The sequence below is a fragment of the uncultured Ellagibacter sp. genome (assembly GCF_934643285.1).
Lineage (GTDB): Bacteria > Actinomycetota > Coriobacteriia > Coriobacteriales > Eggerthellaceae > Ellagibacter.
In genome coordinates this window covers 23512-41932 of the sequence record NZ_CAKUBT010000015.1, presented here as the reverse complement: position 1 = coordinate 41932, position 18421 = coordinate 23512, and the positions used below count along the sequence as shown (strand labels likewise).

Here is an 18421-nt window from a genome sequence, read left to right as displayed (position 1 = left end):
GAACGCCCAGGACGCTTCGGCGGTACTTGAGCTTGAAGTCCTTCGACACAAGCGATGTGATGGTGAACCAATTCCGCTTGAGCGTGGCCTTGGTCGATGCGGTTTGAGCCATAGGGTCCTCAACGGTCGGGTGCATTGCGGGCGCCGAGGGTCGGGCCCTTGGCGCAACTCATCATTTTATAGCGCTTTGGACGGGGTCTTCCGCATGCGCATGAAAAGCCCAGATTGCCTGCGCGAGCGGTCGCGCGACTGCTCGCGAGCGGCGGGGCGGGGCTGCAGGCGAGATGCCGCGCGCGGGGGCGAGGGGACGCGGGAGCGTGGGCGGCGCGCATGCGCGCTCGCAAGTAGCTGCAGGTCGCAAGATGCCGCGGGCGTCGCACACTTGCGCGCAGCTCGCGTTGTGCCGATGCCGTGTGCGATGTGTCCGCAGCGCGCGTGCTCGCGTATACTCAAGGAGAAGGCGAGCGGAATGCCGCCTTCCCTTACGATACGCACAAGATTCGGAGTATAAACATTGACCTGTGCTACCGCTGCTGCAGGAGGTGGCGCTGCGAGTACTCGGCGGCCAGGGCGCAGGCGCTCGCCGACGCCGAGCTGCGCGAGTCCAGGATCGGCGTCGACCGGGACGAGGCCGGGTTCGAGTACGCGATGGGGCTGATCAGGTGCGACGTGGCCCGGGGGCTGTCGTCCCAGCAGATAGCGCTGGCCAGGGCCGGGCAGGTCGGCGCCTCGCCGTCGACCATATACCGGTGGATATCGCGCGGCTACGCCGGGATGTGCGACCTCGACCTGCGCAGGAAGTGCGGCTACAGCCCAGGTCGCGCTCGGCGCCGCCGAGGCCGACGGCGCACGGCGAGGCGCGCTCCTTCGCCGCCCTCGCGGGGCTTCCCGAGGAGGAGCGCGCCCGCGCCTGCGAGATGGACTGATGGCGCCGGCGGCGCGGCGCAGCTCCCCGGCCTCGGCGTCCCCGCCCTCGCCGGCCTCGCGCTTCGCCCTCAGCCTCGCGTTGATTCTGTCCGCCGCCTCGCGGATGGCGTCGGCGTCGACCGCGGAGGGGTCCTCGGGCGCGAGCGCCTCCTCCTCGTCGTTCATCTCGTCGATGGCCTCCAGGCGGGCGCGCACCTTGCGGCGCAGCGCGTCCTGGTACCTGTCGGTGGACTTCTTCCAGACGAACGTGAACTTGTTGGCGTCGGCCTCGATCTTGGTGCCGTCGAGGAAATAGGTGTCGAGCGTGATGTGGCCGGCGTCGGCCAGGACGGCGACGACCTCGGAGAACACGTCCTCGAACACGGGGCGGATGCGCTCAGAGCGGAAGCGGTTGACCGTGTTGTGGTCGAGGGGGCGCATGCCGGTGAGCCACATGAGGTTCACGTTCTCGCGGGTGGCCGCCGCGATCTTGCGGCTGGAGTAGATGCCGCTGGCGTAGCAGAACAGGACGACCTTGAGCATCATCGACGGGTCGTGGGCCGAGGCGCCGCCGCCGGGGTAGGCGGACTCCAGGACCGAGCGGTCCATGCCGTCCACGATCGAGTCCACCACGCGCACGAGCGCGCCCTCGGGGATGAGCTCCTCGACTGAGGGCGGGAAGAGCATGGGCTGGTGTTGCATGCAGGGCTTGAACTTCGGGGTCGCCATCTGTCCTCCTGACCCGGGAAACTGATGGCTATACTTTACCATATCACCATGTCAGAGGCCATTTTACGCTATCACGGCACAAGTGGTGAGGCTGTCTGGGGAACCTGAAAAAGGAAGGCCCGCCAAGACCTTTCCGATCTTGGCGGGCCATGCTGTAGCACTAGTTTTGATACAGCCCCTTTTGTTGCCAAATCATAGAAACGTGCAAATCGTAGTACCTTGAAAACTTAGAAACGTGCATAAAGAAGTCAACGAAAGTCAAAAAAGTCAACAGCGCTCAAAGAGTTCAAAGACACTCAAAGAAATCAAAGGATAGTGCGTTATGATGATCGAAGAGCCAATCTTCACATAGGGGGAATGCATGTCGGCGATAACTGCATACAATCAGGCAAATCCGTTCACTCCGATGTTCGGGAAGGTCCCTGCATATATGGCTGGTCGGGAACTCCTCATCGACGAAATGGTCAAAGCGTTTGAGCTCCCTGATTCCAATCCGAATCTTTGCTCGATTTTCGTTGGCGCCCGCGGCACCGGCAAAACGGCGCTCCTTACTTATCTCGGCTATCGCGCCCAACAAGAGGGGTGGATAGTCGCGGATACGACAGCGTCTCGTGGAATGCTCGATGACATTCTTCAGAGAATCGGTGATACGGCGTCTCATTTGCTTTCCACTGATTACTCGAGGAAGCTTACGGGTATTGGCGTGGCTTCGATCGCAAGCGTGTCGTGGGAGAACAATGTTGCTTCTGGGAACTGGCGAACGAAAATGAACGCGATATTCAGCCAGCTTGAGGAAACGGAGACGGGCGTCGTGATCACTGTCGATGAAATCGACGGCGACCTTCCAGAAGTGGTCGAGCTCGTGACTACCTACCAGCACTTCGTCCGCGAAGGGAAGAAAGTTGCGTTGCTGATGGCTGGCCTGCCCTACAAGGTTTCCGCCTTGCTTTCTGGAAAGTCCACCTCGTTTTTAAGACGTGCTGCAAGGCATGACCTGGGAGCAATTCCCGATTACGAGGTGTATGAGGCGTTTCGCTTGACCATAGAAGATGCTGGCAAAGCTATCGACAATGATGCGCTGGATTTAGCGTGTGAAGCAATAGGGGGTTTCCCGTTCATGTTCCAGCTGGTCGGCTACCGCTCTTGGAATGCTTCTCGTCGAGATGAGACGATAACGGTGGACCACGTTCAAAATGGCATACAGGTCGCGCGGATGGAGTTCGAGGACAGAGTCTTGAGCGCCACCTGCTCCGAGTTGTCCAAGGGAGACATGGCTTTTCTAAAGGCAATGAATCGAGAGGGACAAACTCTTCGGGATGAGATAGTGAAACGTACGGGAAAGAAATCAAGTTGGGTGTCGACCTACAAAAAGCGTTTGCTCGAAGCAGGTGTTATCGACGAGCCTGTGGCGGGCAAATTCGTGTTCGCATTGCCTGGGGCGGCGGAGTATCTGCAAGAGAAACGATAGTATAATAACCTAGTTTGGCATGCGGGCGTCCGATGCGGCGCCCTCGTTGGCTTGAATTCGTGATTTCTCATCGCGTTGTGCGATGCTTAGGAAGGTAAGGTATGTGGGGTTTGTTCTTCGCCGCTGCGTTTGCGGGGGCTGTGTTCTTGTTCGTTCCGGGAGCGCTCGTGCTTGCGGGCCTTCGCATGCACGTGGCGTCGGCTGTTGCCTTCGCGCCGCTTCTGGGCATTCCGGCGACGATCGCCCTTTGTCTGGCGTACGCCGCCCTGGGCATCAACACCAACTGGGCGACGATCTTCTTCCCCCAGCTCGCGGTGGGTCTTATCATCTGCATCGTCGGTCGTGTGCGCGCACGCGATCTGCCTCGCCGTCGCTTCGGTGAGTGCAGCCGCGAGGCATGCCGCTTCGACCTGTGCGCGCTTGCGCTCTACCTTTTGGCGGGCGTCGTCGTGTCGGTGGGCATGTTCACCACGTTTCTGGGCGACCCCTCGAACTACATGCAGGAATACGACAATGTGAGCCATCTGGGCTCGATTCGCTGCTTCGTCGAGACGGGGAACTGGTCTCCTTTCAGCACGTCGCTCTATGCGGGCGCGGCCGACGCGGCGATCAACCCGCTTCCCGGCGGCGGCTTCTACCCGACGGCCTGGTACAACGTCGCGGCCTTCCCGGTGAGCCTTCTCGGCATTCCCATTCCGCTTTCGGAAAATGCCGCGAACTTCGTGTTCGTGGCGTTGGCTCTGCCTGCAAGCATGTTCGCGTTCATGCGCATCGTCTTCCAGGAGCGTCGCGACATCGTGTGCTGGGGCGCCGCCTGCGCGCCTATGTTCTCGGCCTTCCCCTGGATGCTGCTCGCCTGGGGCCCGCTGTTCCCGAACACGTCTGCCTACTGCCTGCTGCCGCTCGTAGCGGCGTTGTTCGTGGCGATTCTGCGCACGGGCATCTCGCGCCGTGAGCGCATCTGCGCGGGGGTGCTGTTTGTCATCGGCGTCATCGCCTTGGCGCTCGCGCAGCCGAACGCCGTGTTCGTTGTGGCCGTGTGGCTCATTCCCTTCTGCATCTACCGAGCGGCGATTGCGGCCGACCTTCTCCGTCGCGAAGGTGCGGCGAAATGGCGGCTGCGCATCCTGTTCGCGGCGGTCGCGGCCGTCCTTATCTGCGTCATCTGGTGGGTGGTATACCATCTGCCCTTCCTGAGCGCGGTGGTGGAACACTCGTGGGGTGCCGCGCAGTACCCGCTTGAGGCGGTGCTCCATACGCTCATGCTCGGGTTCATGGACGACGGCGTGCAGCTCGTGCTCATGATGTTCGTGCTCGTGGGCATGTTCTGGACGTTTAAAGAGCGTCGCTGGCTGTGGCTTTCCGCCTCGTACGTGCTCGCCTGCGGGATGTTCATCGTCGGCGTGTCGACCTCGGGCCGTTTGCAGCACCTGCTGACCGGCTTTTGGTACACCGACTACTACCGCGTGGCGGCGATGGCGGCCATCTTCGGTATCCCCCTTGCGGCGATGGGCGTTGCCCTCGTTGCGCGCACGATTGCGCGGCTTGTTTCCCGCTCGCGCGACAAGGCGCCTGCGTGGGCAACGCCCATCTCGTGCGCTCTCTGCGCGTTTGTGCTGGTATGGGGGACGTTTTTCCTTGATGACCCGACCACCGACATCAACCCGTCGAGTGAGGTTCCCAACATGGGCCGCGGGGCGATGACACTGGTCTGGCAGCGGCTTTCGTGGCAGAACAACGTGGACTACATCTACACGACCGCGGAAAAGGAGTTCGTCGCCGAGGTCGAGCAGGTGCTTCCCGAAGGCGCCGTCGTCATAAACAACCCCAACGACGGCAGCTGCTTCTGCTACGTGGTCGACGGCATGCGCACGTACTACCGCTACCTGCGCACCTATGGCGGGAGCGGAGAGACCGCGGACAGCGCGCTTATCCGCAGCCGCCTTGACAGCATCTCCTACGACGATCGGGTGAAAGAAGCCGTCGAAAACGTCGGGGCTGAGTACCTGCTTTTGCTTGACCAGGGAAGATGGTACAACCCCTCCGATCCCGACAGCAACTTCTTCTTCACCTACGACGACAACAGCCTGTGGTGCGGCATCGATTACGTGCGCGACTCCACGCCCGGGTTCGAGGTGGTGCTCGCGCGCGACGACATGCGCCTGTACCGCATCACCGCGATCGACGACTAGGGGAAAGCGAGCGCTTGAAGGCGCTCGGGCGCGAGGCTCCGTGCCTGCGGGGAAGCAGGATCGCAGGGCTGCCGAGTTCGAGGGGCCTTGTCGCGCGTGGGCGCGAATCCTTCTAGGAACCTTACTTCTCGTTCGCTTTGCGGCACGCGGCGAGCGCTCGCTCGGCGGTGCGCCTCCAGCTGTATTCTGCCCGCACGCGCCTCGCGACGTTTGCTCCCTGATCGGCGAGCCGTTGTGGGCTGCGCGCCGCCTCGCGCAGTGCTGCCTCGACCGTTTCTGCGCTCGCATCGGGAATGATGGTGCCGAAGCGCTCGTCGCTTACGAGCTCGTCGGTGCCGCCGACGGGGGTGACGATTGCGGGGGTGGCGCACGCCGCAGCCTCGAGCAGGGTTGTGGCGAAGCCTTCCGATCGGGAGGGCAGCGCCATCACGTCGGCCTGCGACAGGAGCGCAGCCAAATCTTGCCTTCCCAGCCGCCCAACCAGATGGATGCTCCCGCACCCGATTCGCTCGATGTCGCCCTGCTTGGGACCTGCGCCTGCGATGATAAGATGCACGGCTCGCCCGATCGCGTCCGGGTGCTCGGCGATCGCCGTTGTGGCCTGGGCAAGCTCAACCACGCCCTTTTCGGGAACGAGGCGCCCTGCGAAGGCGACCATGAGGGCATCTGCGGGAATGTCCAGCTCGGCACAGAAGTCCCGCGCGCTCGCTTGCGCAACATACGCATCGGCATCAATCGAGTTGGGCAGCTCGCCCGCCGACTTGATCCCGAAATGCCCGAGCCATGCGCTTGCCTTCCTCGACACGGCGTATGCGACGAACGGGTAGCGCAGATCTCGCTTCGTGAGCGCATGCTCGACCGCCTGCACCACCGGGTCGATAAGGGCGCTACCCATCGTAAGATGCGCCGACCCGTGCTCGATGAGCAGCGGCACCGCGCCTGCGCGCGTCGCGAAGTCGAGCGCGCGCTCGGTCAGCGTGTAGAAGCGCGTGTTCGCGATCACGTAATCGAAGTGCTCGTCTTCAAGATGCTTCCACAACCGCTTCGCTTCCTCGTCATTCTTCACGAGGGGAAACCGACCTCCCAAAAGCGGCTTGCACGGGAAGCGGACGACGTTCACGCCGTCCTCGCGCTCGCGCGCGGCGAGGCCGTGGGTATTGCAAGTTGCAACCGTTACCTCGGCTCCCATCTCGTATAATGCGCGCGCAAGGCTTTCGGTGTAGGTTTCCACGCCTCCCATGCTCGGCCGGTAAAGCGCCGAGAACAGACAGATGCGCAAGCTTTGCGCCGTGCGATTTTCAGCGGTGGTCGCCACAATTTCCTCCTGAAGGCTCTCTCTTCGTTCGCCCTTATTATAGGTTGAGTCCGTGAACGATATCGAAAAGAGGTAAAATAAAGAATCGTGTGTCAAATTTCACGCAGCTCACCGCGCTCGCTCGAGGGGCTGCACGGTATCAGGTTGGAAGGTTATGAACAAACGAGTGCTCGCCGTTATACCTGCGTATAACGAAGAGGAGAACATCGTATCGACGATCGAGGATCTGCGGAAGAACGCGCCCGACGTCGATTACGTCATCGTGAACGACGGCTCGAAGGACGGCACCGCTGCCATCTGCCGCGAGCGGGGCTATCATCTGATCTCGCTGCCGGTGAACCTCGGTCTTGCCGGGGCGTTCCAGACCGGCATGAAGTACGCGTACGCGCACGGCTACGATTACGCCATTCAGTTCGACGCCGACGGTCAGCATTCCGCAGCCTACATCGACGACATGGTCGAGGTTGCGGAGGAAACCGGCGCAAACGTGGTCGTGGGGTCGCGCTTCGCCGACTGCAAGAAGCCCTTTTCCGCGCGCATGGCGGGCTCGGCGCTCATCACGGCGATGATTTTCGTGACCACGCGCAAGCGCATCCAGGACCCCACCTCGGGCATGCGCCTGTTCGACTCGAAGATGATTCCGCTGTTCGCCAACGAGCTCGACTTCGGCCCCGAGCCCGACACCATCTCGCTTCTCATGCGCCATGGCTACAAGGTGGAGGAGATGCAGGTGGAGATGCGCGAGCGCACCGCCGGCGAGAGCTACCTCAACTTCACGAAATCGGTGTCCTACATGCTGCGCATCAGCCTGTCCATTCTCATCGTGCAATGGTTCAGGAGGAGAAAGTAAATGACCCTCTTATTCAGAATCACGCTCATCGTCTGTGCGCTGCTCGTCTTCATCTACGTTCTGCGCAAGATCCGCCACTCCGAGCTGAAGATCGCCGACAGCACGTTCTGGTTCATCTTCGCGCTCGTCATCCTGCTTTTGGCGGTGTTCCCGCACATCGCGTTCTTCTTCTCGAACATCTTCGGCATCGAATCGCCGTCGAACTGCGTGTTCCTCGCCATCATCGCCATCCTGCTCGTGCGCGAGTTCTTCACCACCGTCGAGCTCTCGCAGTTGCGCAACAAGGTTGCGGCGCTCGCGCAGGCCGAGGCGCTCGCCGAGCTGGACGCTGTCGAGAACGCGGATGCGGAAGCGGGCGAGGCCGCGAGCAAGCCTGCGGACGCGAACGTAGGCGCAGGTGAGGACTAACATGGAGCGCCTCTCCGTCGACGACATGAAGGCGATCGAGCTCGACATCATGGACGAGATCGACCGCGTGTGCGCCGCGCATGGCGTGGAGTACTTCTTAGGCTACGGCACGCTTCTCGGTGCCGTGCGCCACGGGGGCTTCATCCCGTGGGACGACGACATGGACATCATCATGATGCGCGACCAGTACGAACTGCTCATGGACCACTTTAACGAGTGGCGCACCTCCGAGCGCTTCAAGCTCGTGTCCTATCGCGACAAATCGTCGATCTACCAGTTTGCGAAGATCGTCGACACGACCACGGTTATCTACGAGAACTTCGTGGGGAAGAAGGCCGCCACGGGCGTGTGGGTGGACATCTTCCCCCTGGAAAACTACGATTCAACGCGCGCGGGCCTTGTGAAGAAGCACTCGCGTGTGGGGCTCTGGCGCAGCTTCGCCGTGGCCGACCCGACGGTGGGCTCGAGCGCCGCCGTTCGCCTGGCGAAGAAGATTGTGTGCCCGTTTGCGAAGCATGCCGACCTCTATAAGCTCGCGGCGAAGCTCGACGGCATCGCGCGCGAGGTGAACGAGGGCGCTTCCGACCGCGTCATCGATATCCTCGGCGAGGGAAATCTGAGCAAGACGTACCCAAAGAGCCTGTTCAAGCCCGTGCGCATGAAGTTCGAGGACCGCGAGTTCACAGCTCCCGCCGGGGCTGAGGAGCTCCTTACCATCGAGTACGGCGACTGGCGCACGCCGCCCGCCGAGTCCGATCGCGCCGTGCACGTGATGGAAGCCTATCGCCTATGAGCGATGCGAAAACGCCTCGGGAAGCCGCTTCGCAGGCCGAGGATGCGCTTGAAGCTGGCGCGGCGGTAGAAACTGAGGTGCCTGAGAAGCTTTCCGTGAAGGCGAACATGATCTGGAACTCCATCGGTTCTATGACTTACCTCGCCTGCCAGTGGTTCACCACCATCTTCGTGGTGCGCCTGTCGTCGGGCTACGACGATGCGGGCCTGCTCTCGCTCGCCATGTCGGTCGTGGGCATCTTCGGCACCTTCGCCAACTACAAGATGGGGACCTACCAAATCTCCGACATCCGCCGTGAGAACACGGTGGGCGAGTACATGGGATTCCGCTGCTTCACGCTTGCGGGCGCGTTCGTCGCCTGCATGATATATGCGGCCCTCACCTGCGCTCCCGAGGCGCTCATCACGGTGGCGCTCTTCTATGCCTTCAAGGGCGTGGGGCTTGTGATCGACATCCTCCACGGCGTCGACCAGATCAACCGCCGCATGGACTACATCGGCAAGTCGTTCATCCTGCAGGGCACCTCGACCCTCGTGGCGTTTGTGGTGGTCTACTGGGCAACGCGCAACCTCGATGCGGCGATCATCGCCATGCTCGCCGCCGCGGCGGTCGTGCTCTTCGCCTTCGATCTGCCGCATTGCCAGCGATTCGAGCCCGTGCGCATCTCGCTTTCCTGCAAGAAGGCGCTTTTCTTCCTGAAGACCTCGCTTCCCGCCGTGGTTGCCTCGGTGGCGGCGAGCGCCATCTTCGCGATCCCCAAGCAGTACCTGGCGCTCACCGTGGGTTCGGCGGCGCTCGGCATCTACTCGTCGGTCGCCGCGCCCGCGCTCGTCATTCAGATGGGCGCGCAGTATCTCTACGGGCCGCTGCTCGACATCTTCCCGAAGCTGTTCTTCGAGGGGAACGCGCGCGGTTTCGTGGCGCTTTTGGGGAAGACGGTCGCGGGCATCGTGGGCGTGACCGTGGCCTGCGCAATCGTGCTCGAGTTCATCGGCGCCTGGGCGCTCGCGCTTTTGTTCGGCGAGAGCATCGTGCCCTACGTTTACCTGTTGCAGCCGATCATCATCTCGACCGCCGCCACCGCGTTTCTATGGTTCTTCGGCGATCTGCTCATTACGCTGCGCCATTTCTGGGCGAACTTCGCGGGCAACGTCGTCGCGTTTCTCGCCGTCATCCCGCTCACGTTTTTCTGCGTGGATAGGTGGGACATGAACGGCGTGAGCTTCGCGGGCGCGGGCGCGTGCCTTGCCGGTGTGGCGATCTTGCTGTTCTTCCTGGTGAAAGTCGTGAAGAAGGGGCCCGATCACATCATCGGGGCCGAGGGCGAAGCTGCACGGGACGGCGCGGTCGATGCTAAGGAGGCTTGCTGATGCGTGTGCTGCAGGTGATCGGCGTGATGGATCGCGGCGGGGCCGAGACCATGGTGATGAACCTCTATCGCGCGATGGATCGCGATCGCATCCAGTTCGACTTTCTCGTGCACGAGCAGCGTGAAGGCGACTACGATGCCGAAATCGAGCGGCTTGGCGGGCGTTTCTTCCGCGTTCCGCGCTTCACGGGGTTGAACGCGGGTGCCTATCGGCGCAGCGTTCGCGCGCTTTTTGCCGAGCATCCGGAATGGCGCGTGGTGCATGGGCATATCGGCTCGTGCGCGCCCGTTTATCTTTCGGAGGCGAAGCGGGTGGGAGCTTTCACGATCGCGCACAGCCATGCGCAGAACTACGTGGGTGGCCTGGCGGGACTTGCCTTCAACGTTGCCGCACATCCCGTGCGCCGCGTGGCCGACTACTTCATGGCATGCTCGCGCGAGGCGGGGCTCGATCGCTTCGGGGGCGCGATTGTGGAAGGCGAGCGCTTCGCTATCGTGCCGAACGGCATCGATATGACGCGCTATGCGTGTGACGAAGCTGCGCATGAGCAGGCGAAGGCGGAGCTGGGACTTTCCGGCCGCCCTGTCGTGTGCCATACGGGCCGTCTGATTCCCGTGAAGAACCACGAGTTTCTGCTGCAGGTGTTTTCCCAGGTGGTGCGCGAGTTCCCCGATGCAGCGCTTTTGTGCGCCGGGCGCGGCGAGCTCGAGGAAACCTTGAAGGAGCGTGCGCGTGAACTGGGGCTCGAAGATGCGGTGCGCTTCCTCGGCGTAGTGGACGACGTGCCGCGGCTTCTGCGCGCGGCGGACGCGTTCGTGTTTCCCTCGGTGAACGAGGGGCTTGCCCTCTCGGCGGTCGAGGCGCAGGCGTCGGGGCTGCCGGCCATCGTCTCGACGGGCGTGCCCGAGCTCGCAGTGGTGAGCGACCGCACGAGCCGCATGCCGCTTTCCGCAGGTGCCGAGGCATGGGCTGGCGAATGCGTGCGGATGCTTCATGCTGCGGTGGACTCTGCGCGCAGCGACGCGTGCGAGCAGGTTCGCGCGCACGGGTTCGACATCGCCGACACCTCGGCACGCCTTGCGGCGTTTTATGAGGCAGCGGCGGCGGGTCAGCGTGCGCAATGGTAGGTTGCAAGGATTATTCGGGCAGATAGGCTAGGAAACGCAATGCAATACGACGATAGGGACCTAAGGAAACTCCAGCTGCTCGAGCTGCGCATCTTGAAGGAAATCGACCGCGTCTGCCGCGAGCTGGGCATCACGTACTTCCTCGATTCGGGCTCGGTGCTCGGGGCGCTGCGCCATGGGGGCTTCATTCCGTGGGACGACGACATCGATTTGGGAATGCCGCGCGCGGACTACGACCGCTTCGTCGCCGAGGCGCCGGCGCTTTTGGGCGAGGAATACGTCGTGTCGACTCCCGAGACGAACCCGTATCAGGCGGCGCTGTTCGGCAAGGTATGGCTGCGTGGCACGCGCTTCGCGACGGAGGAAACCATTGAAGCAGGCTTTGACCAGGGAATCTTTGTCGACCTTCTGCCCTATGACGCCCTCTCGTCCGACCCGGCGACGGCGGCAAAGCAGCGTCGCGACTGCCGCTTCTGGCAAAGCGTGTCGTATCTTTCCCATGCGAAGAGCATCGTCGTGCCCCACAAGGGAGCACTCGGCGCAATCGAGCGTGCGGCTTGCGGCGCAGCGCACCTCGCAGCTCGCGGCCTTTATTCCCCCGAAAAGATTGTCTCGCGCTTCAATAAAGCTGCCACCTGCGGAAACGACCCTTCAATTGCCTCCGACGACCTCGTTGTCATGGCGTATGCGACCTATGAGCCCTATGTGCGCTCGATGATGCTGCCGACTTCGACTGTCACCTTCGAAGGATGCGAGTTCCCTGCGCCCGCCGATCCCGAGGCCTTCCTGCGCCAGCTCTACGGCGAGTGGCGAAAGCTTCCCCCGGTGGAGGCGCGACGCAACCATGCGCCCGTCGAGCTCGATTTCGGGCCATACGCCTAAGCTTTTGACCTGCATTTGTTCAATTATTGATTAAAACTTTACAAAACTGAACACCTTCCGCTAGAATACTTCTCGTTTCATTTACTGGGGAGTATGCAATGACATTGACGAAAAGCACATTCAAGGTGCTCAACGCGCTGCGCGACGAAGCCGTCCATACGCAGCGCCACATCGCGACGGCAACAGGCTTGTCGCTTGGGACGGTGAACACGGCATATCGCGCGCTCGTCGACGCGGGTCTGGTGGACAGCTTCTCCGTGACGCCTGCCGGCTTCGAGGCGCTTTCGCCCTACAAGGTCGACAACGCCATCATCATGGCGGCGGGCCTCTCCTCTCGCTTCGCCCCGCTTTCCTACGAGAAGCCCAAAGGCGTGCTCACCGTGCGCGGCGAGGTGCTCATCGAGCGGCAGATTCGCCAGCTTCAAGAGGCGGGCATCACTGACATCACCGTCGTCGTGGGGTATATGAAGGAAGCCTTCTTCTACCTTGAGGACAAGTTCGGCGTGACCATTCGCGTTAACACGGAATATTCCGTGCGCAACAACAATTCCACCCTCATGCTCGTGCGCGAGAAGCTGGGGAACACCTACGTCTGCTCGTCGGACGACTATTTCACCGAAAACGTCTTCGAGCCGTACGTGTTCGAGGCCTATTACCCGGGCGTGTTCTTCGCGGGCGAGACGAACGAGTATCTGCTCGACACCGCGCGCGACGGGCGTATCACGGGCGTGACCATCGGCGGCCGCGACAAGTACGGCATGCTCGGGCACGTGTACTTCGACCGTGCGTTCTCCGAGACCTTCGTGAGGATTCTCGTCGACGAGTACGATCGGCCCGAAACCGCGGGGAAGCTCTGGGAGGACATCTATCGCGCGCACCTCGACGAACTGCGCATGGTCATGCGGCCCTACGAGTCGGGCGTGATCTACGAGTTCGACTCCATTGCCGACCTGAAGGAGTTCGACCACGACTTCATCGAGAATGTCGACTCCGCGATTCTCGACAACATCTGCCGCGTGCTCGACTGCTCGCGAGGCGATGTCGAGGGCATCGTGCCCATCAAGGAGGGGCTCACGAACCTGTCGTTTCGCTTCGCGGTGCGCGGCGAGTCGTATGTCTATCGCCACCCAGGTGTGGGCACCGATGAGATCATCAATCGTGCAAGCGAGGCGTTTTCGCAGGCCATCGCGAAGAAGCTTGGCATCGACGACACCTTCATCTACGAGGATCCCGTCGAAGGTTGGAAGATCTCGCGCTTCATCGACGGCTGCGTTCCCTTCGACTACCACAACGAGGACCATGTGCGCCATGCGATGGAGCTGGGCCGCCGCCTGCATAACAGCGGCGCGAAAAGCGAGTGGTCCTTCGACGCGTATCGCGACGCGGTTGCAATCGTGGAGCTTCTCGGCAGGAAGAGCTACCCGTCGTTTCCCGATCGCGAGGAGCTCGGGCGCAACGCCGGGGTGCTCGATGCGTTCGTGCGTGCGGACCGCGTCGAGCCGTGCTTGTGCCACAACGACTTCTACAGCCCGAACTTCCTCGTGTGCGGCGATGAGATGTATCTCATCGATTGGGAGTATTCAGCGATGTCGGATTACGCTTCCGACCTGGGAACGTTCATCTGTTGTTCCGATTATTCGGTCGACGAGGCGCGCCATGTGATCGAGCTTTACTTCGGGCGGACCCCGACCGATGCCGAGATGCGCCACTGCCTAGCGTATGTCGCGCTCGCCGCGTACTACTGGTTCGTTTGGGCGCTCTACAAGGAGTCGACGGGCGACCCGGTGGGCGAGTGGCTCTACCTGTGGTATCGCACGGCGAAGGCATATTCGGCGTTGGCGCTTAAGCTGTACGGCGCGACGCCGGGGCAGGTCGCCTAAGGAGCGCCTGCATCGCTTAGTTTTACCCGCTCGAAGGGCGGGTTTTGATCGGTTGAAAGGAAGCCTGTGGAACTCATCGGGACTATCGTGGTTTATATCATCATGGCGTGTGCGATCGCCGGGTGCCTGGCGAGCGTCATCAAGCCCGAAAGCGAGCTTGGGCAGCAGTTCGTTGCTGGCATCGACTCGATCGGCCCGATCTTCTTGCCGACCGCGGGCATTATGGCGTCGGCACCGTATCTTACCGCGTTCGTAAGCGCGGTCTTCGGGTCGGCGTATTCCGCTGTTGGGGCCGACCCCGCTATGGCTGCGACCACGTTCATCGCCGTCGACATGGGCGGCTATCAGCTCGCCGATGCGCTCGCCGAGACGCGCGAAAGCTGGATCATGGCCATGATTACGGGATACATGGCGGGAGCGACCATCGTGTTCTCCATTCCCGTGGCGCTGAAGATGCTCGAGAAGCGCGACCGCAAGTACCTGGCGCTCGGCGTGATGAGCGGCCTTCTCGCTATTCCCATCGGCGTGTTCGTGGCTTCGGCAATCATCGCGGTGTCGCACCCGATAGTGCGCGAGGTTATCTCCACCAATGCCGACGCCACCTATCAGCTGGCGCTTTCATGGGGGCAGATCGGCGTGAACCTCATCCCGCTCATCATCGTCTGCGTAGCGCTTGCGGCGGGCCTTAAGTTCAAGCCCGATGCCATGATTAAGGGATTCATCGTGTTCGGCCGCGTGATGGAGAGCGCGCTTAAAATCGTGTTCGTGCTCGTGGTCGTTGAGTACTTCACGGGCGTGTGGTCGACGCTGTTCGGAAGCTTCGGGTTCGACCCGATCATCGCCGACGAAGGGAGCACCTTCCGCGCGCTCGAGGTTGCGGGTGCCATCGGCATGATGCTCTGCGGCGCCTTCCCGATGGTGTACCTCATCAGGCGCTACCTGGCAAAGCCGCTCGCCAAGATCGGCGGCGCGGTGGGGCTTTCCTCCGACGCGACGGCGGGTTTGCTCGCGGCTTCGGCCAACGTGCTCGCGCTCTTCTCGATGGTGAAGGACTTGCGCGCGAAGGACAAGGTCATTTGCATTGCATTCGCCGTGTGCTGTGCGTTTTTGTTCGGCGACCACCTGTCGTTTACGGCGAACTTTCAGCCGAACCTGATCGTGGTGGTGCTCGCGGGCAAGCTGGCCGCCGGCATCTGCGCGATCGGGTTCGCGAACCTGCTCGCCGTGAAGAAGGCCGAGCAGCTCGAGCGCGAAGCGGGCGAGGACGTGCTCTACGACGCGGAACACGCGCTTGGGGGAGCCGAGTAACGCCAGGTGAGCGTTGTGCGTAACGGATATGCTGGACGGGTTCGTTCGTCCAGTGAAAGATAGCAGGTAAGTAACCTACTGAGTCTGGGGAGAACAAGTGGGTATGGAACAAGAACAGGGCACACTGCCCGCGTGCGCATACACGCACATCTCATCGGTGTTGGAAGTTTCGCGCGACGAGATTGCCGACATCTGGCCCCTCAAACAGGGTCTGACAAACGAGTCGTGGCATTTCACCACACCAGAGGGTGAATACGTGTATCGACAGCCGGGTGTGGGAACCGAAGACCTCGTCGACCGTAAGGCCGAGGCCGAGGCGCTGAAGCTCGCGCGCTCGATTGGGCTTGACGGTACCTTCATCTACGAGGACGTCGAGCAGGGCTGGAAGCTTTCCCGCTTTCTCGTGGACTGCCGCGAGCTCGATGCGCACGACGCCGAGCAGGTCGCTTGCGCGATGCGCATGGCGCGCACGCTTCACGAAAGTGGCGCGCACCTTGCCCGCACATTCGACTTCTACGAAGAGGGGAAGCGCTACGACGCGCTTTTGCGCGAGCTGGGACCGATTACGGTGCCCGGTTATGACGAGCTCGCCGCAAAGGCGGATCGCGTCGCCGCCTTCGCGCACGCCGATGGTGCGCCCGTGTGCATCACGCACAACGACTTCTTCAACCTGAATATTCTCATTGACCGATCCGACCGCATGCACCTTATCGACTGGGAGTATGCCGGCATGTCCGATTACGCGCACGATTTCGGCACCTTCACCGTGTGCTGCGAGCTTTCCGAATCCGAGGCCGATGCGGCGCTTGCGGCTTACTTCGGACGCATCCCCACGTTTGCCGAGCGCTGCCACAACTTCGCCTTTGTGGCGCTCGCCGGTTGGTGCTGGTATCTGTGGTCGCTCTACAAGGAGGCCGTTGGCGGGAGCGCGGGCGAGTGGAAGGAAATCTATCACAGCTATGCGCTGCGCTATTTCGACCGTGTGATCTCGGGTTATGAAGGAATCGCTCAAAAAGAGGAGAGGGGAAACGCATGAGGTTCGGTATTGCAAGTGGCTTTCTGTGGGGTTTGGACACCGTCATCTTGGGAATAGCCCTCACGATGGGGGCGTTCATCGGCACGCCAGAGGCCATCGCCTTTGCGGCGATCGCGAGCGCGTTCATGCACGATGCGGCATGTGCCATCTGGCTGTTCCTCTACATGGGCGTGCGCCGGCGCCTTGGCGACACGCTTCGGGCTCTAAAGACCCGCAGCGGCAAGGTGGTCATGCTCGGCGCGCTTTTGGGTGGACCTTTGGGCATGACGGGCTACCTGATCGCCATCAACAACATCGGCGCAGGCTATACTGCGATCATCTCCGCGTTTTACCCTGCGTTCGGTGCCTTCATGGCGTTTGTCCTGTTGAAAGAGCGCATGAAGCCGCGCCAGCTCGTTGCGCTCGCCTGCGCGCTCGCGGGCGTCATGGTGATGGGGTACGCTACTTCGGGTGATTCGTCGGTCGGAAACGCGGCGCTTGGCTTGGTCGGCGCGGTCGTGTGCGTCGTCGGTTGGGGCAGCGAGGCAGTGCTGTGTGCTTGGGGCATGCGCGATGATGCGGTTGACAACGAGACGGCGCTGCAGATTCGCGAGACGACGTCTGCTGTCGTGTACGCCGTGGTGGTGCTGCCGGCGTTCGGCGCGTGGGCGTTCACGGCGAGCGCGCTGCTGTCGATTTCCACTGCCGTTGTGGTGCTTTCCGGTCTCGCGGGTGCGGCATCGTATCTGTTCTACTACAAGGGCATTGCGACCATCGGCGCGGCGCGCTGCATGGCGCTCAACATCACGTACTCCGCCTGGGCTGTCGTGTTCGGACTCGTGCTTCTGGGAAGCGTGCCGACTGTCGTGCAGATCGTGTGCTGCCTGGTCATCATGGCGGGGACGGTGCTTGCGGCATGCGACTGGGACGAGCTTTTCGGTCGCAAGAAGACCCCTCTGCCCGAGGATGCGTCGTAAGGGACGGGCGAGCTTGCGTGGCCTGGCGCTCGGGGCTTTCGGGTGCGCGGTTGCGCGGCTCGAGGCCTTCGGTGCCCGACCCTCTCGACTCTTTGGCCCCGACTCCCTGGTTCGCCACCAACCAACCCGCCCAATCCGCTTCCTCTACACGGGGTATTGCGCCAGGTAGTCGGCTTGATTCTTCTTAAGATACCGATCGAGCAATCTCACGGCGTGTCGTACGCGTGGCTTTTGGCGAATATGCTTGGGGTAAAGAAATCCCACGTAGCTCATCGATTCCGGGGTCGAGAGGGGAACGAAGGCGAGGCCGTCTGTTGGCATGGCTGCGTCTTTGAGCGCTAGGCGATAGCTGAACGAGTCAAAAAAAGCCACAGCGTCATCGCGCGAATGGACGAAGCGGATGAGCATGCGCGGACTTGCGACGCTCATTCTCACCTTCTGCAGCGGATAATCGCGAAACAGCCACTCGATCTGCTGCGCCGCTTCTCGTGAAGCGTCTGTCGCGCAAGGTGCGCTCGCCACCTCGCGCCGACGAAGGGACTCTCTTCGGGCGTACGATGACGTCGCATGGCACACGATTCCCAATTGCGTGCGAAGGACGGGGTCGAACGCAAGCTCGGTGCTCGCGATGAGATCGAGCGCGCTGTTGGCGTGAAGGTCGACAAACCCGAGGTCGGTGCCGTCCGAGAGGCATGTGCGCGAGACGATTTTCTCGAAAGGCTCCTCGATATACGAGCACTGCGCGAGTAGGTCGACGTACGCCTGCGTCGCCGAGGCTATTTGCGCCGAGTAATGCGTGACGTGGATATTGAAGGGGTCCTCTTCTCGTTTATGCTCCTCGTCGGGGTTGTAGAGCGCATCGAGAAACTCCCCGTAGTCTGCAGTTACCTTCTGCGCAAACGCGAGAAAGCTTTTCCCCGTTGGCGTTAACGTGACGCCTTTGCGGCTTCGTTCGAGAAGTTTTGTCGATAGCTCGCGCTCAAGCGAGGTGATCGCCTTGTTCAGTCCCTGCTGAGACACAGCGAGTCGCTTTGCGGCGCCGTAGAAAGATTCCGCCCGGGCGACCTCTTCAAAGTATCGTATCGTCTCGATGTTCATGCTCGCTCGCTCCTATACGCAACCAATCGTTGTCTAAAAGACAATTATAGGCTTCTTTCGGTTGCTGCAATTCCTTTTCATAATGAACTCAGGGTGAATGAGG

15 protein-coding genes are annotated in these 18421 nt (G+C 61.7%); 12 read left to right on the top strand and 3 right to left on the bottom strand.

Annotated features, from left to right (window positions below):
• Window positions 1-177: 177 nt before the first annotated feature.
• A complete protein-coding gene (locus tag Q0I65_RS07490; protein ID WP_296061877.1) occupies window positions 178-1635 on the bottom strand; it encodes a transposase in 1458 nt (485 codons plus the stop codon).
• 430 nt (window positions 1636-2065) lie between these two features.
• Here Q0I65_RS07490 and Q0I65_RS07485 point away from each other — a divergent pair, with 430 nt between their 5' ends.
• Window positions 2066-3103 (top strand): ATP-binding protein, encoded by a 1038-nt coding sequence (locus Q0I65_RS07485; protein WP_296061874.1) that lies wholly within the window; start codon window positions 2066-2068, stop codon window positions 3101-3103.
• A gap of 101 nt (window positions 3104-3204) precedes the next feature.
• The gene (locus Q0I65_RS07480) at window positions 3205-5295 is read left to right on the top strand and encodes a DUF6541 family protein (protein WP_296061871.1); all 2091 of its coding nucleotides are present in this window, start codon (window positions 3205-3207) and stop codon (window positions 5293-5295) included.
• Window positions 5296-5416: 121 nt separating this feature from the next.
• Here Q0I65_RS07480 and Q0I65_RS07475 read toward each other — a convergent pair whose 3' ends face one another.
• Window positions 5417-6610, bottom strand: coding sequence for a glycosyltransferase family 4 protein (locus Q0I65_RS07475; RefSeq protein ID WP_296061868.1), 1194 nt, complete (start codon window positions 6608-6610; stop codon window positions 5417-5419).
• Between the two features lie 154 nt (window positions 6611-6764).
• On the opposite strand from Q0I65_RS07475, the gene Q0I65_RS07470 reads away from it, so the two are divergent.
• The 10 genes from Q0I65_RS07470 (at window position 6765) to Q0I65_RS07425 (ending at window position 17220) form a co-directional block, all read left to right on the top strand.
• Complete coding sequence (locus tag Q0I65_RS07470) at window positions 6765-7460, top strand: glycosyltransferase family 2 protein (protein WP_296061865.1); 696 nt, start codon at window positions 6765-6767, stop codon at window positions 7458-7460.
• Window positions 7461-7868, top strand: a complete 408-nt coding sequence (locus tag Q0I65_RS07465) for a DUF2304 domain-containing protein (protein ID WP_296061863.1) — start codon at window positions 7461-7463, stop codon at window positions 7866-7868.
• 1 nt (window position 7869) lies between these two features.
• Window positions 7870-8661: a LicD family protein gene (locus Q0I65_RS07460; RefSeq protein ID WP_296061861.1), complete on the top strand. Its 792-nt coding sequence runs from the start codon at window positions 7870-7872 to the stop codon at window positions 8659-8661.
• On the top strand, window positions 8658-10031 hold the full coding sequence (locus Q0I65_RS07455) for a polysaccharide biosynthesis protein (protein ID WP_296061859.1): 1374 nt from the start codon (window positions 8658-8660) through the stop codon (window positions 10029-10031). The genes Q0I65_RS07460 and Q0I65_RS07455 overlap by 4 nt, the downstream gene beginning before the upstream one ends.
• Complete coding sequence (locus Q0I65_RS07450) at window positions 10031-11158, top strand: glycosyltransferase (protein ID WP_296061856.1); 1128 nt, start codon at window positions 10031-10033, stop codon at window positions 11156-11158. Before Q0I65_RS07455 ends, Q0I65_RS07450 begins: the two co-directional genes overlap by 1 nt.
• A 39-nt stretch (window positions 11159-11197) precedes the next feature.
• The gene (locus Q0I65_RS07445) at window positions 11198-12040 is read left to right on the top strand and encodes a LicD family protein (RefSeq protein WP_296061854.1); all 843 of its coding nucleotides are present in this window, start codon (window positions 11198-11200) and stop codon (window positions 12038-12040) included.
• A 98-nt stretch (window positions 12041-12138) separates the two neighbouring features.
• On the top strand, window positions 12139-13920 hold the full coding sequence (locus Q0I65_RS07440) for a phosphotransferase (RefSeq protein WP_296061851.1): 1782 nt from the start codon (window positions 12139-12141) through the stop codon (window positions 13918-13920).
• Between the two features lie 66 nt (window positions 13921-13986).
• Window positions 13987-15228 (top strand): ethanolamine utilization protein EutH, encoded by a 1242-nt coding sequence (gene eutH, locus Q0I65_RS07435; RefSeq protein WP_296061849.1) that lies wholly within the window; start codon window positions 13987-13989, stop codon window positions 15226-15228.
• A gap of 103 nt (window positions 15229-15331) precedes the next feature.
• On the top strand, window positions 15332-16264 hold the full coding sequence (locus tag Q0I65_RS07430) for a phosphotransferase (RefSeq protein WP_296061846.1): 933 nt from the start codon (window positions 15332-15334) through the stop codon (window positions 16262-16264).
• Complete coding sequence (locus Q0I65_RS07425; RefSeq protein WP_296061843.1) at window positions 16261-17220, top strand: DMT family transporter; 960 nt, start codon at window positions 16261-16263, stop codon at window positions 17218-17220. The genes Q0I65_RS07430 and Q0I65_RS07425 overlap by 4 nt, the downstream gene beginning before the upstream one ends.
• Before the next feature lie 144 nt (window positions 17221-17364).
• On the opposite strand, the gene Q0I65_RS07420 is transcribed toward Q0I65_RS07425, so the two are convergent.
• Window positions 17365-18318, bottom strand: a complete 954-nt coding sequence (locus Q0I65_RS07420; protein ID WP_296061840.1) for a LysR family transcriptional regulator — start codon at window positions 18316-18318, stop codon at window positions 17365-17367.
• Window positions 18319-18421: the final 103 nt, after the last annotated feature.

What these genes read in the sequence shown, in the direction of transcription:
- Q0I65_RS07490 (WP_296061877.1), bottom strand. Translation starts at nt 1,635, where the DNA reads ATGGCGACCCCGAAGTTCAAGCCCTGCATGCAACACCAGCCCATGCTC.
- Q0I65_RS07485 (WP_296061874.1), top strand. Translation starts at nt 2,066, where the DNA reads ATGGCTGGTCGGGAACTCCTCATCGACGAAATGGTCAAAGCGTTTGAG.
- Q0I65_RS07480 (WP_296061871.1), top strand. Translation starts at nt 3,205, where the DNA reads ATGTGGGGTTTGTTCTTCGCCGCTGCGTTTGCGGGGGCTGTGTTCTTG.
- Q0I65_RS07470 (WP_296061865.1), top strand. Translation starts at nt 6,765, where the DNA reads ATGAACAAACGAGTGCTCGCCGTTATACCTGCGTATAACGAAGAGGAG.
- Q0I65_RS07465 (WP_296061863.1), top strand. Translation starts at nt 7,461, where the DNA reads ATGACCCTCTTATTCAGAATCACGCTCATCGTCTGTGCGCTGCTCGTC.
- Q0I65_RS07460 (WP_296061861.1), top strand. Translation starts at nt 7,870, where the DNA reads ATGGAGCGCCTCTCCGTCGACGACATGAAGGCGATCGAGCTCGACATC.
- Q0I65_RS07455 (WP_296061859.1), top strand. Translation starts at nt 8,658, where the DNA reads ATGAGCGATGCGAAAACGCCTCGGGAAGCCGCTTCGCAGGCCGAGGAT.
- Q0I65_RS07450 (WP_296061856.1), top strand. Translation starts at nt 10,031, where the DNA reads ATGCGTGTGCTGCAGGTGATCGGCGTGATGGATCGCGGCGGGGCCGAG.
- Q0I65_RS07445 (WP_296061854.1), top strand. Translation starts at nt 11,198, where the DNA reads ATGCAATACGACGATAGGGACCTAAGGAAACTCCAGCTGCTCGAGCTG.
- Q0I65_RS07440 (WP_296061851.1), top strand. Translation starts at nt 12,139, where the DNA reads ATGACATTGACGAAAAGCACATTCAAGGTGCTCAACGCGCTGCGCGAC.
- Q0I65_RS07430 (WP_296061846.1), top strand. Translation starts at nt 15,332, where the DNA reads ATGGAACAAGAACAGGGCACACTGCCCGCGTGCGCATACACGCACATC.
- Q0I65_RS07425 (WP_296061843.1), top strand. Translation starts at nt 16,261, where the DNA reads ATGAGGTTCGGTATTGCAAGTGGCTTTCTGTGGGGTTTGGACACCGTC.
- Q0I65_RS07420 (WP_296061840.1), bottom strand. Translation starts at nt 18,318, where the DNA reads ATGAACATCGAGACGATACGATACTTTGAAGAGGTCGCCCGGGCGGAA.